At 38.1% G+C, this 15,008-nt stretch carries 9 protein-coding genes and 1 other annotated feature; of the genes, 4 read left to right on the top strand and 5 right to left on the bottom strand.

Going from position 1 to position 15,008, the window contains the following annotated elements:
- Positions 1 to 137: 137 nt before the first annotated feature.
- Genes IGL48_RS04575 through IGL48_RS04560 form a run of 4 tightly spaced genes read left to right on the top strand, consistent with a single transcriptional unit; the run spans position 138 to position 3,167 of the window.
- Positions 138 to 869: an amino acid ABC transporter ATP-binding protein gene (locus IGL48_RS04575; RefSeq protein WP_010824533.1), complete on the top strand. Its 732-nt coding sequence runs from the start codon at positions 138 to 140 to the stop codon at positions 867 to 869.
- A 34-nt stretch (positions 870 to 903) separates the two neighbouring features.
- Positions 904 to 1,731 carry a transporter substrate-binding domain-containing protein gene (locus IGL48_RS04570; protein WP_002360586.1) on the top strand — a complete coding sequence of 276 codons (828 nt, stop codon included), beginning with the start codon at positions 904 to 906 and terminating at the stop codon, positions 1,729 to 1,731.
- A 45-nt stretch (positions 1,732 to 1,776) separates the two neighbouring features.
- Positions 1,777 to 2,490, top strand: a complete 714-nt coding sequence (locus IGL48_RS04565; RefSeq protein ID WP_002363695.1) for an amino acid ABC transporter permease — start codon at positions 1,777 to 1,779, stop codon at positions 2,488 to 2,490.
- 11 nt (positions 2,491 to 2,501) lie between these two features.
- A complete protein-coding gene (locus IGL48_RS04560) occupies positions 2,502 to 3,167 on the top strand; it encodes an amino acid ABC transporter permease (RefSeq protein ID WP_002382114.1) in 666 nt (221 codons plus the stop codon).
- A 197-nt stretch (positions 3,168 to 3,364) separates the two neighbouring features.
- Here IGL48_RS04560 and pheT read toward each other — a convergent pair whose 3' ends face one another.
- From pheT to IGL48_RS04535, 5 genes are all read right to left on the bottom strand, one after another.
- Complete coding sequence (pheT, locus tag IGL48_RS04555) at positions 3,365 to 5,788, bottom strand: phenylalanine--tRNA ligase subunit beta (RefSeq protein ID WP_048949671.1); 2,424 nt, start codon at positions 5,786 to 5,788, stop codon at positions 3,365 to 3,367.
- 7 nt (positions 5,789 to 5,795) lie between these two features.
- A complete protein-coding gene (pheS, locus tag IGL48_RS04550; RefSeq protein ID WP_002358034.1) occupies positions 5,796 to 6,842 on the bottom strand; it encodes a phenylalanine--tRNA ligase subunit alpha in 1,047 nt (348 codons plus the stop codon).
- A gap of 56 nt (positions 6,843 to 6,898) precedes the next feature.
- Positions 6,899 to 7,117, bottom strand: a binding site (T-box leader).
- A 43-nt stretch (positions 7,118 to 7,160) separates the two neighbouring features.
- Entirely contained in the window at positions 7,161 to 7,505 is a 345-nt protein-coding gene (locus tag IGL48_RS04545; protein WP_002358035.1) for a winged helix-turn-helix transcriptional regulator, read from the bottom strand.
- A gap of 69 nt (positions 7,506 to 7,574) precedes the next feature.
- Entirely contained in the window at positions 7,575 to 11,369 is a 3,795-nt protein-coding gene (gene addA, locus IGL48_RS04540) for a helicase-exonuclease AddAB subunit AddA (RefSeq protein ID WP_010777531.1), read from the bottom strand.
- Positions 11,362 to 14,952: a PD-(D/E)XK nuclease family protein gene (locus IGL48_RS04535; RefSeq protein WP_010777530.1), complete on the bottom strand. Its 3,591-nt coding sequence runs from the start codon at positions 14,950 to 14,952 to the stop codon at positions 11,362 to 11,364. Before IGL48_RS04535 ends, addA begins: the two co-directional genes overlap by 8 nt.
- Positions 14,953 to 15,008: the final 56 nt, after the last annotated feature.

The raw sequence follows: 15,008 nt of genomic DNA, 5'->3' as shown, positions 1-15,008 counted from the left end.
TCATTTTTTTGTATGTTATAATTCCTAACATTAAGAATACAATTAGAAATACATTTGGTTAATTTAATTTAAATAACATGTTTCTCACCGAATCCTCTGTTATCTTTTCTACCAAATGATTGCAAAGGAGACTGCCTATGATTTCTTTAGAACATGTAAATAAGTATTTTGGGGAGCATCACGTTTTAAAAGATATTACTTTGAATGTAGAGCAAGGAGAAAAAATTGTCATTATCGGACCCTCCGGCTCTGGCAAAAGTACATTAATTCGGTGTATGAACCAATTGGAAAAAGTCAATGATGGTTCCGTCGTAATTGATAACATCGACATCACCAAACCGAAGGCACCCATTCAAAAGATTCGCCAGAAAGTTGCCATGGTCTTTCAAAATTTTAACTTATATGCTCACAAAACGATTATTGATAATTTAACGTTAGCACCGATTAAAGTGATGGGCGTTTCCAAAGAAGAAGCGGTTCGTACTGGTATGGAGTATTTAGAACGAGTCGGCTTAGCTGATAAAGCTTCTGCTTATCCTTCGCAGCTTTCTGGCGGGCAGCAACAACGGGTCGCTATTGCTCGTGCCTTAAATATGCATCCTGAGATTATCCTTTTTGATGAACCGACTTCGGCACTTGATCCAGAAATGATTCAAGAAGTTTTAGATGTAATGGTCGATCTTTCCAAACAAAATATTACCATGGTTTGTGTCACACATGAAATGGGCTTTGCTCGTCAAGTGGCTGACCGTGTAATCTTTATGGATCAAGGACAGATTGTTGAACAAGGAACACCTGAACATTTCTTTACAAGCACTGAAAACCCTCGTGCAAAAGAATTTCTAAGCAAAATTATTCATAACGGGTAATGAATAAAAAAACAAAAAATTGGAGGAATGAACAATGAAAAAACAAAATAAATGGCTAGCTGGACTCTCCTTACTTGTATTAGCAGGCATCATTGTTGGCTGTGGTAGCGGCAACAATGACTCAACTTCCAAAAGTGCTTCATCAAACAAAACGGTCACAGTAGAACAATTAAAAAAAGCGGGGAAAATTAAAGTAGGTGTCAAAGAAGACATTCCTAATTTTGGCTATATGAATCCTGATACAAATAAAAATGAAGGAATGGAACCAGATATTGCACGCTTGATTGCGAAAGAAATTACCGGCAGCGAAGAGAATGTGGAATTTGTGGGCGTGACAGCGAAAACGCGCGGTCCCCTTTTAGACAATGGTGAACTAGATATGGTAATTGCTACATTTACAATTACTGATGAACGTAAAAAGACTTATAATTTTACAACTCCCTATTATACAGATGAGATTGGTTTCCTTGTGCGCAAAGAGGATAACTTCTCCAGCATGAAAGATTTAGACGGAAAAACAATTGGCGTTGCACAATCTGCTACGACAAAAGAAAACTTAGAGAAAAAAGCGCAAGAGGAAGGAATCAAATTTACTTATCAAGAATTAGGTTCCTATCCAGAATTAAAAACAGCGTTAACTTCTAAACGAATTGATGCATTTTCAGTGGATAAATCAATCCTATCTGGCTATGTGGATGGCAAGACAGAAATTTTAAAAGATGGTTTTTCGCCACAAGAATATGGAATTACCACAAAGAAAGCAAATACTGAATTAAATGATTATCTAAATGGTTTAATTGAAAAATGGGAAAAAGATGGCACACTAGAAAAAATTTATCAAGACTGGGGCTTAAAAAATTAATCATTCCTAAGACTTGAAGAATCAAAAATTTTAGGAGGGATTTTTATGTTTTTGTTAGCCAATATTTCCTGGCTTGAAGAAGGGCCATTTGCCTTATATCGTTGGGAAGCTTTATTTCAAGATTGGCGAATTTTTGGTCAGGCTTTTCTCTATACTATTCTGCTTTCTTTAGGAGCAATCTTAGTCGCCTTTGCTTTAGGCATTTTCTTTGGCAGTTTATCAGCGACCAAAAGTAAACTTTTACACGCAATTAGTCGTGTCTATGTAGAATTTTTTCAAAACACACCTTTGTTGATTCAATTTATCGTAGTCTATTATGGCTTTCCTCTGCTAAGCCCGCTGCTTTCATTTTCTATTACTACGATTGCCATTCTGTGTGTAGGCCTCTATCATGGCGCCTACATTTCTGAAGTGGTTCGCTCAGGAATCGGAGCTGTCCCAAGAGGGCAATTTGAAGCGGCTTACTCCCAAGGATTAACGTATGGTCAAACGATGCGGTATGTGATTTTACCACAAGCATGGCGGATTATGTTACCGCCTTTAACCAATCAAGTCGTGAACCTAATTAAAAATACGTCAACAGTTGCCATTATCTCTGGCGCTGACGTAATGTTTGCTGCCAATAGTTGGTCGTCTGTCAACTTGAACTATATTCCCGCCTTTGCGCTTGCTGGTTTCTTATATTTCATTCTTTGCTTCCCATTAGCGAATTTGGCTAGAAAAATGGAAGAAAAAAATAAGAAAGCATATAGTAGATAGGAGGAAAACAGATGCCTTTTTCAGAAGAAATGCGTCAATTACTGACAGCAAATAATTTTCAATTTCTATTTAACGGCTTAAAATTGACGCTCTATATTTCCTTCGTCTCAATTATTTTGAGTACGATTTTTGGCACCATTCTAGCCGTTTTGCGAAATCAAACCCATGGACCACTGAAGTTACTTGCCAGTATTTATGTAGAAGTGGTGCGTAATATTCCAAACTTATTGTGGATTTATGTTATTTTTTTGATTTTCAAAATCAAATCCACTCCTGCTGGAATTGTGAGTTTTACTGTGTTTACCACCGCTGCTTTAGCGGAAATTATTCGTGGTGGTTTAAATGGTGTTGATAAAGGACAAATTGAAGCGGCACGTTCTCAAGGTTTTTCAAATTGGCAAATTCTTTATCATATTGTTTTGCCTCAAGCCATTCGCAATGTTTTACCAGCGATCGTTTCTCAGTTTGTTACTGTCATCAAGGATACAAGTTTCTTGTATTCCGTGATTGCTTTACAAGAACTCTTTGGCAAATCTTATATCTTAATGGGGCGCTACGCACAAACAGGACAAGTATTCACTATTTACGGAATCGTCGCCCTTATTTATTTCATTATTAACTTTAGTATCTCACAATTTTCACGTTGGCTTTCACGAAATTGGGCGAAAAGTTATTAATGTAGTTAAAAACAGGAGGCTGAGACAAAAGTGTTTAGCTCCAAGAAATAAGAAGGAATTTCCGAAAATTGTTCTTTAATTTTTGGAGAATTTCGGCTTATTTCCGAAGGAGCTGCTTTTGTTCAGCTGATTATCTTAAGATTTAGAAAGTGGGGCATAAGTCATTTCGACTTATGCCCCACTTTCCTGTTTTTATTTTATCTTACTTCTACTTGATGTTTTTCAATTAGCGCTTTTTCAACTTTTTCCATTGAACGGTTAATTTCTTCATCCACTAATGTCGCTTCTGCATTAACAAAAGTTAAACTATACGCCATTGATTTTTTGCCAGCGCCTAGTTTTTCACCTTGATATACATCAAATAAATGAATCTCTTTCAAATATTTACCTGCGTTATCTGAAATAGTTTTAACTAGTTCTTGATTGGTAACTGTTTCATCGACTAATAAAGCAATATCTCGAGAAACTGCTGGGAATTTAGAAACTGCTTCATAAGTAACCCCGCCTGCTTCTGTGGCTACTAATTGTTGCAAGTTTAATTCAGCAACATATGTTTCAGGAATATCGTACGCTTTCGCTGTCGTTGGGTGAACTTGTCCGACAAAACCAACCACTTCATCTTCTAAATAAATCCACGCTGTCCGGCCTGGATGCATTTCTGGAATCGCCGTTGTCGCTTGATAACTGATTTTTTCTGTTAATCCTAAAACAGCTACAATACTTTCCACTAAGCCTTTTACTGTATAAAAATCAACGGCTGTTGCTTTTGTTTGCCAATCTTTAACCATTGTATTACCAGTTAAAGCAAATGCTAAGTGATTTTCTTCTGTAGGTAAATTTTTTGTTGGATCTTCTGTTTGGTAGAAAACGCGTCCTACTTCGTAGAAGGCGATATTATTATTTTTACGTGCCACATTGTATGCGACATCATCTAATAAACCAGAAATTAAGTTCATACGTAACACAGAACGCTCTTCACTCATTGGCCATTGCAAACGTGTTGTTTGACTTTCTTTCATCATAAATTGACGGGATTTTTCTTCTGTTGTCAACGCATAGCTGATGGCTTCACTCGTACCATGACCTTCCAGTAAGCTCTTTAATTGGCGCGTAACATGTTGTGCTTTGGTTAGACTTCCAGCAACTGTTTCTCCACTTGGCAATGTTGAAGGTAAATGATCATATCCATAAATGCGCGCCACTTCTTCAATAATATCTGCTTCAATCGCAATATCCCAACGTCTTGGTGGAATCGTAATTTCATATGCGCCTTGATTTACTTCATAAGCAAAACCGAGTGCTTCAAAAATTTCATTCACCGTTGCTTCATCTAATGCAGTGCCTAAATATTGGTTGATTCGTTCTAAAGTCACAGCTACCTGCGCTTCTTTAACGGCCACTTCAGAACCAACTGCAGTGCCTGAGACCACTGTTCCGTTGGCTAACTCTGCAATCATCGCGGCTGCCACATCACAAGCTAGCCCAACTGTCGCTTGGTTGATGCCTTTTTCAAATCTACTTGAAGATTCACTCCGTAAATTGAATTGTTTAGACGTTTTGCGAATAGACAATGGATTGAACAATGCCGCTTCTAAAGCCACAGTTGTTGTTTCTTGACTGATTTCAGAATTAGCCCCACCCATTACACCGGCTAAGCCGACAGGCGTTTTTCCATTCGTAATGACGATATTTTCTTCTGTTAATTGACGTGTTTCACCATCTAATGTAATTAGTTCTTCTGCTGCTGTTGCTCGACGAACCAAGATTTCTTTGCTATCTAATTTTTGATAATCAAATGCATGCAATGGTTGACCAAATAATAATAAAATATAATTTGTCACGTCCACCACATTGTTAATCGGACGGATTCCTTCATTCATCAATCGATTTTGCAACCACTGAGGACTTTCTGCAATCGTCACATCTTTAATGACACGAATTTGATACGCTGGCGCATCTTCTGAATCTTCAACAGTCACTGTTACGTAATTTCCCACGTTATCTGAAGCATCTTCTTTGAGTTCGGGATCATTAAACTGAGGTGTTTGACGATAAATTGCGCCAACTTCATAGGCTACCCCTCTCATACTTAGTGCATCTGCACGGTTTGGTGTAATTGATAATTCAATAATCGCATCATCCATGTCTAAATAAGGGAAAACAGGTGTCCCATTCACTGCTTCTTGAGGTAAATAATAAATCCCTTCAGCGTAGGCTTTTGGTACGACATTATCTGAATATCCTAGCTCTTCTAACGAACAAATCATTCCGTTAGAGACTTCGCCACGCATTTTACCTTTTTTAATTTTTTGATTTCCTGCAATTCTTGAACCAGGTAATGCTACGATGACTTTAATTCCGGCTTTTACATTTGGTGCTCCACAAACAATTTGTGACAATTCTTCTTCACCGATGTCTACTTGGCAAATTGATAAGTGGTCAGAGTTTGGATGAGGAACACATTCTTTTACTTCACCGACAACAATTTTCTTTAAGCCTTCTTCAGGTACAGCAACGCCCTCAACTTCGATACCTGTCACAGACATTTTGTCCGCTAATTCTTGCGGAGTAACGTTTGAAAGATTAACATATTCATTTAACCATTTATAAGAAACTAACATTTTTCAACTACTCCTTTACCTTGAATTGATTTAAGAAACGTAAATCATTTTGATAAAAATTACGGATATCATTTACACCATAACGTAACATAGCAACGCGATCTGGTCCTAAGCCAAAGGCAAAGCCTGAGTACTCTGTTGGATCAATCCCTGACATTTGTAACACATCTGGATGAACCATCCCCGCACCTAAAATTTCAATCCAACCTGTATGTTTGCAGACGTTACAACCTGCGCCGCCACATTTAAAACAGCTAACATCTACTTCGACTGAAGGTTCTGTAAAAGGGAAATAGCTAGGACGTAAACGAATTTTACGATCTTCACCAAACATTTTTTTCATCATGACTTCTAACGTCCCTTTTAAATCACCCATTGTGACATTTTTATCGACAACAAGGCCTTCAATCTGATGGAATTGGTGACTATGTGTCGCATCATCTGTATCACGACGGAATACTTTCCCAGGAGAAATCATTCGTAATGCACCTTTTGAAAAATCGTGTTTTTCCATTGTTCGAGCTTGAACTGGTGAAGTATGCGTACGAATTAACATCTCATCTGAAATATAAAACGTATCTTGCATGTCGCGTGCTGGATGATCTTTTGGTAGATTCATGCGTTCGAAATTATAATGATCGGATTCTACTTCGTATCCTTCCACTACTTGATAACCCATGCCTAAGAAAATATCTTCAATCTCTTCCATAACTTGTGTCAAAATATGACGTGTGCCTTGAGGCATTTGTTTTCCAGGTAAAGTTACATCTAAACTTTCTTCTTTTAGTGCCGCATTTAACGCTTCGTTTTCTAAAACAACTTTGCGCGCTTCAATTGCTTCTGTTAATAAATCACGAATTTCATTTGCAAAGCCCCCCACCACTGGTCGTTCTTCTGGTGAAAGGTTTTTCATGCCTCTTAATACTTCGGTGATTGGCCCTTTTTTTCCTAATGTTTCTACGCGAATTTGGTTTAATTCTTTTAAAGTAGCAACTTGTGCGATTTCTTTGAGCGTATTGTCTCTAAGAGCTTCTAATTGCGCTTGTAATGTCATTATGCGTTCCCCTCTATCTTTTATTTAAACTAAAAAAAACGATAACCCATTCCTTTCAAAGGAACGAGCTATCGTGTTACCATCCTAATTCATAACAAATTGTTGTCATGCACTCATTTCATTTAACGGCAATTACCGGTTTGCTTTCTTCTTGAAAACAAACAAACTCAGGAAGTGAATTTCGCTTGGTGACTGTGTAAATCAGCTTCCAGTCTCTGGCTGACTCTCCCTAAAACACGTCAATTCAAACTACTTGTTTCCATCACTGTTTTTTTAGTTATTTAATTACGTTTAGTTTACAAGAAGTTTTGCTTGCGGTCAACTGCATTCTTCGTCTTTTACCCATTTTTCTGCCCAATGTTGAATTTGTTCCATTGCTAATTGCAAGTCTTCGCCTTTTTCGGTCAGGAAATATTCTAAGCGATTTCCTTCACCGCAACGAACAGCTTTGGTGATAATTCCTTCAGCTTCTAGTTCCTTCAATCGCTCTACTAAGACACGATCACTTAACATTGGAATTTTTTCTTTTAATTCGCCAAAACGTTGAGGACCTCGTTCTAATAAAACATCAATAATTAAACCATTCCATTTTTTACCAAGTATTGAAAATGATTTTTCAAATTTGGGACAAAGTACAAACGATTCTGTTTTTACTTTTTCCATTTTCCTCACCTCTTCAATGAGTATAGCACATTCCTTACAAAATGTAAGTGTTTCTGCTTCTAATTTTTTCTACTTTATAAAATCTACAACATTTCCTGTCTGCATGTCAATAATTACTCCTCCATTTAATAAAATTAAATAGACGTGCGACACCTCTTTATGCGTTGCCTCTTGTAGCGCTCTACGATAAAGATTCATCTGTCCGCGATACCGTTCGACAATTTCAGAAATCGCTTGGGGAGAGGTGCTTTTTACATGATCGGTTTTATAGTCATACAAAATGCATTGATTGTCTAATTCGATATAGCCATCAATAATCCCATGAATTAATAAATCATCTTGTGTCGTTTCTGGATAATTTTGAATGAGCTCTTCTGCTTCAATCAGCATAGAAAAAGGTTGTTCCCTTCTAACGGTTTGATGGTGTTGAATCAATTGTTTTCCTAAGGCGGTGTCAAAGAAGGCCACGATTTGTTCCAGATTCATTTTTTCAGCAATTGCTGGTAAAATCAATTTATTTTCCACTAAGCGTTCTTGAACAGCTCGCACTTCCTCGTAAGAAGGTTGCTTACTTAAATCAATTAGTTGTAATAAATAATGGGTTGCTGTCCCAATCTCAGCTGCTGAAGGCGCTTGAACCGTATCTAAAAATTTAGGCTTACTTAAATCTCCTTCAATCATTCGATTGACAATCAACGGTTGCGCTTGAATAGTATTGTCTTCCCGAACCTCAATTTTACCAATTTCTTTGTTATCGGGGTCATCAAATACTCGCTTGATTTCAGAAACAGACTGATAACTGGTGGTCCGAGTAGCCACTTCAAACGGATAATTGAAACTTAACCGCGCAAGACCACGATTGATTTTGTCAGCAGATAATTGCGCTTTTTCGGCTAAATCCTCTGCTTGTCTTTCTGGCAATTGTAATTGCTGAATGGCTGCTCGTAGTTGTTCTTCGTTGAACCACTGAATATGAAAGTTAGCTGGGTGCTTTTTGACTTGCGGAACGTTACTTACTACTACTTCTTGCTGATATTCATCGGCTTTTTGATGGCGTACCAATGTCATCCCAACCCAATTCATTAAACTACTTTTACTTTGCAAGCGATTTTCAGCTGGTAGCACCAGTGTTTCTACATCGCCAACTTTCAGCCACTCTTTCCACATCGCCGCTTGGTCTTTATAGGAGCCCACCAGAAAAAGTTTCTGTTCTGCACGTGTCAACGCCACATATAACTTCCGCATTTCTTCAGATAGTAATTTTCTCAATCGTACTTGTTTAATCGCCAAAAATGGTAAAGTATCGTACATAACTCGTTCTTCAGGTTGTAAATAACGAATGCCTACCCCTAAATTTTCTTCAAAGATATAGCGTTCATTCAAATCACTGACATTAAATTCTTTGGTCATATCTAAAACGAATACCACCGGAAATTCTAACCCTTTACTAGCGTGAATCGTCATGACGCGTACGGCATTCTCTTCACTTAAAACGACTGGTTCTGCTAAATCTTTGTCTTTTTCTTGCATTTTTTCGATGAAGCGAACAAATTGAAATAATCCGCGGAAGGTTGTTTTTTCATACGCCGCGGCCCGGTCGACCAACGCATATAAATTGGCTTGGCGTTGTTTGCCAACAGGCAACCCGCCAACATAATCAAGATAGGCCGTTTCCCGATAAATTGTCCACAGCAAGTTGCTAAGCTGGTTGCGTCGAGCCTGTTCCCGCCATTTTTCTAATGATTCAGCAAAACGTATAGTTTTTTCCTGAACAACTGCTTCCTCCATGGTTGGTTCCATCTTTTGATTAAACGTTAAAAATGCTTCGTAGTAACTGGTTTCCTTATTAGCCAAACGAATAAGCACTAATTCGTTTTCTTTTAATCCAACAATTGGTGAACGTAACACAGCTGCCAAAGGAATGTCTTGATAAGGATTATCAATCAATTGAAGCAAGGCAATCATTGTACGAATTTCCGTTGCTTGGAAATAATTTTGAGCATCATTGACTTGAACTGGAATTTCTAATGATTTAAAAACATCTAAAATAGTTAAATTATTTTTCTTCGTAGGCGTTAATAAGACAATATCTTGATACGTAATCGGTCGATCCGTTTTCAGCTTTTTATCATAAATTAAGAAATTTTGGTCAATTAATTCACGAATTTTCAAAGCAGTAACGTAAAGTTCCCCTTCTGTCTTATCTTCAATCAACAACTCAGGGGATTGTAATTCTGGAAATTCAACTGATTCTGTTGCTTTTTTTTCATAAATTAGCAATTCAGTTGAATAATCAGCCGCCTCCGAAAATTGATCAAAACCATGAACCAAAGCAGCTGACTCATCGTAAGCAATTTGGCCCACTCGCTCATCCATTAATTGACTAAATACTAAATTCGTAAAGTCTAAAACGTCTTTGCGGGAACGAAAATTTTCAGCTAGAATAATTCGTTTGCCCTCTTTGCCTTGCCCATACTGATTGTATTTTTCAATAAACAATGTAGGATCTGCCAAGCGGAAAGAATAAATAGACTGTTTCACATCTCCTACCATAAAAAGGTTTCCTTCTGCGCTAAGCGGGCGGCGCAACCAATACAAAATAGATTCTTGTAATTGATTGATATCTTGGTATTCATCGACTAACACTTCATCAAATTTTTCGCGATAGTAAACCGAGGCTTCTGATGCATGCCAGCCATCTGCCTGATTTTTCGCTAAAATAGCTAACGTATAATGTTCTAAATCGTTAAAATCCACTAAATTTTTAAGCCGTTTTTCTGCGCCATAGGCCTCCATAAATTGTTTCCCCACGTGAGCCATTTCTTGAACAATGGGCGTGGCCTCTTTCAAGACTTGTTTCATGGCATCTGGAGAAAGTGTAAACAGTTGCTTTTTCAAATCATTTAACGCTTTTTTATTTTGTTCTCGCAACTGTTTGGCTTGTTCCGCGGTCGGTTTCAACTCTTCGGCACGAACTATTGGGTAGCGGTCAAAGCTTAACAATTCAGTCAAATTATAGGCGCTTTCTAAATCATTTCTCTCTAAAAATTGTAAAAATTGTTTTGTTTGTTCCTTTTCATTTTGAGCTAAATACCAAATCTTTTGAAGTTTCTCTTCGCCCTCTGTTAAGGTCACCATTTCTTCGTAACGCTGAAGAGTTCGTTGTAACGTCTCAACGGCTAGCGGTTTTAAATACGTCTGAAATAACGTTGATTCGCCTAGCTGATCCCCTACTTCGTAGGCTTGTGTTAAGCCATTAATCCACGCCTCTGGATCAGGATTGGCTTTGGCAAATTCATAAAAAGAAAAAATTAAGTTAGTGAGTCCGTCATCACTACGATCATTGGAAAAATTCGCTGTTAATTGGTAAAATTCTTCTTGATTTTCCGCATAAAATTGTTCACGTAATGCATCCCAAACATCTTCTTTTAATAACAATGTTTCTGTTTCATCTGTTAACATCCGAAAAACTGGATCTATGTCAATTAAATAATAAAAACGACGAATAACAGTTAAACAAAAGGCATGTAACGTGCTGATATTGGCTGTTGGCAAAAGAGCAATTTGACGAGAAAAATGCCGTCTTCTTTCTGGATCTTGTTCTTCATTCATTGCCTTTTGTAAAGCCACTTGGATACGTTCTTTCATCTCACGGGCGGCGGCTTCAGTGTACGTCACAATCAAGAGACGATCGATATCGACGCCGCTTTTGACTTTTTCAATGACACGGCGGACTAAAACAGTGGTTTTTCCTGAGCCAGCCGAAGCAGAAACTAAGATATTTTCATCGCCATCAAACACCGCTTGCCATTGACTGTCGGTGAATTGCTCATTGGCTGGACGTAGTGGAATTGTTTTACTCATCTTCGGTTGCTCCTTCCTCATCTTTGTTTAACAAGCGCGCCATGATTTCCTCTTTGGATAAATTCTCAATACGATGATAATTATTTTCTTTTAACATCACATCAAAATCACAGACACTTCGAAACGGACAATAGCGACAAGCAATCCGTTCCTTGCCTTGATAAGCGGGATTAAGTTGAACTTCGCCGCCAATAATTTGATTCCCCGCTTCAATAAATTTATTTCGGTTATGGGAAAGCAACGCGCCTAGTTCTGGTTCTGTCACAAATTTATCTTCTTGGCGACGACCAGGTTTAATTTGTTCTTTGGCTGATTCTTCAATCGGAAACAGCAACGAACTTTGTTTAGCTTGCAGACTCGTATCTAAATGATCCAATAAATCTGGGTCTTTCATCAAAAGACCATCAAACTGATATTTTTTAAGCATTTGTTGTTCAATGTCGTCTTTGCCTTCATAAGATAACGTAGGATTGTGTACATGCAGATAAAGTGAGCCAGCAGGTTTAGCTTCTTGACCAACTAATTGCACAGCATCCATTAAAGCCACATCCAAGTACGTCAGCATTTGCATGGCTAAGCCGTAATACGCTTCTGTCATATTAAATTTACGGTGACTCGATTTATAATCAATCACACCTAAATAGGTTGATTCGGGGGTAACCAATTGATCAATCCGGTCGATTTTCCCCCGAACATGAATTTTCCCTTGATTTTTTAATGGTAATTCCAAACCAGAAATTCCTTTTTTAGCGGCAATTTGGCCAAATAACACTTCTGTTTGAACAGTCGTCATGCCACTTCGTTGGCTTTGGCGTTTCAGCGCCCAACTGACTTTTTTAATTGTTTGACTCAATTGATAGCGAATATAGTTCATGCGACTAGAGGTCGTTAATACAGAAAAACGTGCATCCCCTAAAATACTATTTAGTACTTCCTCCGCCAATAAATTGACTTCCTGATCGGTTAATTCAGATAAGTTCCGTTGATTCATAATCAATAATTTAAAGAACTGATCCAATGCTTCATGGAAAAATTCCCCTGTAGCTGCTGGCGAAAGCCCAAAGACATCTCTTTCTTTCAAACGTAAGCCATAGCGAGAAAAGTATTGATATTGACAGCGATAAAAACTCTCCATCCGAGAAACGGATGTATAAATATCTTTACCATATAAAGGTTCTGCTAACACCTCATCAATCTTTTCAGGAATATTTTGATGCGTTAAACTTTCGAAAACTTGCTTGGCTAGCGGCGCAATTGATTGGTTCATTAGCGCTTTTTCCATATTTAACCAGAAAGGCAACAATCCTTCTTGTGTTTCTTTCCGTTGTCTTTTCAAACGCGTTAATTCACCGATTAACGTCCGATACGTACTAATATGGGCTAAACTGGTCGTTTCATCATCGAAAATGGTTGTTTCATTTTTTTCAAAAACGGGCAAGTTTAAATCTTTTTGGATATTTTTAAAATAAGGAGACGGTTTGACTTCTTGAGCGGTGTCTTTAACACTTGGATAGGTTAAATATAACCGTTCTCGCGCTGAAGAAAAGACGAGATACGCAACAAACGGTTCTTGCGCAATTTTGCGCCCAGTTGTCCCACGTAAATATTGGTTTTCCGTTAAAGTATCATTGATTGTCTGACGTTCTTCATCAGACAATAGTGTTTTATTTTCAATCTTTTGTGGAAAAATTTCTTCCGTCATCCCAATAGCAAAAGTAACCTTGGCAGCGCCAGGTCGAGTTAAATCCATTGCGCGAACTTGTACTTGGTCAATCGCTGTCGGCACTTTACTATAGTGCAAACCTTCCAAGCCACTAACAAATATTTCTTGAAACGTTGTAAAATCAAACGAACTTTCTCCGTAAACAGTGACGTATTCATCTAGTAATGACATCAATGCATCCCAAGTCTGTTCATGGTTACGAGCTGTTTCTAGTTGACCTGCTTCGATAGCTTGTAAGCGCCACATTTTTAATTGTGTTGCCACACCACTTTGCAGTAAAAAGTGATAGAAGACGGTCGCTGCTTCCAAACCAGTTTTGGCACTTATCATTGCTTGAAAGTAACTAGGTAGCAGCCGTTGAAGCGATTGACGAATCGCATTTGACTCTTCTTCCATCGTAGCGACATCTTCTTGCTCTTCCGCTTCAAAATCATACCGAATAAATTCCCAATCTTTTTCTTGTGACCAATAATAACCTTCATAGCCGTATGCCAGGACTACATTTTCGGTAATATCAACTTTTCTGCGCCAAGCGTTCCGTTGGTTTAACCAATCAGTCAAGCTTTCTTCAGAAGTAGCGTGTTGATTCATTGGCATAAATAATTCCGTTCTCAAAAAACGGAGCACATCACGATAACGATAATTGTACGAATGAATAGCAAATAAAGATTCAATCCATTCGACTAAAGGATGCCGATCCATAGCCATATCTCGGTCGACATAAACAGGAATCTCGTGTTCCGCAAAAATCGGTTCTAATAAATTTTCATAACAATCTAAATCACGAGTCAACACCTGAATTTCTTTGTACCGATACCCTTCTTCCACCACTAAACGGCGAATTTCGGTTGCAACATGTGTTAATTCTTCTTTAACGTTTTCAGCACGCCACAGAAATAAGCCATCGCCCCTCCAGTCAGTTGTGCTTAATGGAGGCAGGTGTTCTTGCGATTGAATCCAATAATCGTTTAATCCTTGCAAGTCTGGATTTGTAATTAATACCTCTTTCTTTTCCACATAATCTGAAAGAATCGGGATTTGCTTCTGTCTTGCTAGTTGATAAAGCTGATGATAGGTTTGTCCCGCTTCATAAAATAACGACCGCGGATCAGGTAAGTCATGCGGATATTGTTTGTCCAATAAGAGGGCTACTTTCACAGAACCTGCTTGCGCCATTAGCACTTCAATCAACTTTAATTCTCTGGCGGTAAACTGCTGATAGCCTGAAATAACGAATTGAACATTCGACAAATCAACCGTTTGTAAATACTCGCTTAAATGTTGAATAATCTCCGCTGATTCATAGCCATACTGACTCATTTGCAATTGGAATCGCGTAAAAATTAACGTTAAATCTTGAAACTTAAGTTGTAAATCTTGTCCTTTAGGGTTCTCCATTTGTTTTTCTAAAAATGGATAAAGCTCCGCAATCTCAATATTGCCTTCGCGCATTTCTTGATAAAGCTGAAATAGTTGCTGAATAAAGCCAGGCTTGTTAATTTCACCTCTAAAAATTTGTAACTCTTCTTCTGCTTCTACTAAAATTTTGCGGAAAATCATCGCAGCGCCTGCATCAGATAAAACATCTGCCGAGTAAAAAGGTGTATGTTGTAAATAGTACCAAGCCAAACGATAAAAACTAAAAACCTGCAGACGGGTACTGGTTATTGAATCAGACGTAGTTGTCTGTAATTGACGTAACTTTTGCAAGACTTGAATTTCTTGCTCAAACTTAATATGGTTCGGGACTAAATAGAATACTTCATGCTGTGCGTCTTCCTCTAGCCATTGTTTTGTCGCCTGTATAAGTGGCGCTTCTAAATCTGCCACAGCGGTTCCTCTAATAAACTGCACACTCATGGTTTCACATCCTTTTCCTTTGCACTGCCTTTATTTTACCACAAAAGAAGGACGGA

Origin of the sequence: Enterococcus sp. DIV1090 (assembly GCF_050537975.1) — a bacterium.
Taxonomy (GTDB): Bacteria; Bacillota; Bacilli; order Lactobacillales; family Enterococcaceae; genus Enterococcus; species Enterococcus faecalis.
The sequence above is the reverse complement of the archived record's forward strand: the minus strand, read 5'-3'. Positions and strand labels throughout refer to the sequence as shown.

What these genes read in the sequence shown, in the direction of transcription:
- IGL48_RS04575 (WP_010824533.1), top strand. Translation starts at nt 138, where the DNA reads ATGATTTCTTTAGAACATGTAAATAAGTATTTTGGGGAGCATCACGTT.
- IGL48_RS04570 (WP_002360586.1), top strand. Translation starts at nt 904, where the DNA reads ATGAAAAAACAAAATAAATGGCTAGCTGGACTCTCCTTACTTGTATTA.
- IGL48_RS04565 (WP_002363695.1), top strand. Translation starts at nt 1,777, where the DNA reads ATGTTTTTGTTAGCCAATATTTCCTGGCTTGAAGAAGGGCCATTTGCC.
- IGL48_RS04560 (WP_002382114.1), top strand. Translation starts at nt 2,502, where the DNA reads ATGCCTTTTTCAGAAGAAATGCGTCAATTACTGACAGCAAATAATTTT.
- pheT (WP_048949671.1), bottom strand. Translation starts at nt 5,788, where the DNA reads ATGTTAGTTTCTTATAAATGGTTAAATGAATATGTTAATCTTTCAAAC.
- pheS (WP_002358034.1), bottom strand. Translation starts at nt 6,842, where the DNA reads ATGACATTACAAGCGCAATTAGAAGCTCTTAGAGACAATACGCTCAAA.
- IGL48_RS04545 (WP_002358035.1), bottom strand. Translation starts at nt 7,505, where the DNA reads ATGGAAAAAGTAAAAACAGAATCGTTTGTACTTTGTCCCAAATTTGAA.
- addA (WP_010777531.1), bottom strand. Translation starts at nt 11,369, where the DNA reads ATGAGTAAAACAATTCCACTACGTCCAGCCAATGAGCAATTCACCGAC.
- IGL48_RS04535 (WP_010777530.1), bottom strand. Translation starts at nt 14,952, where the DNA reads ATGAGTGTGCAGTTTATTAGAGGAACCGCTGTGGCAGATTTAGAAGCG.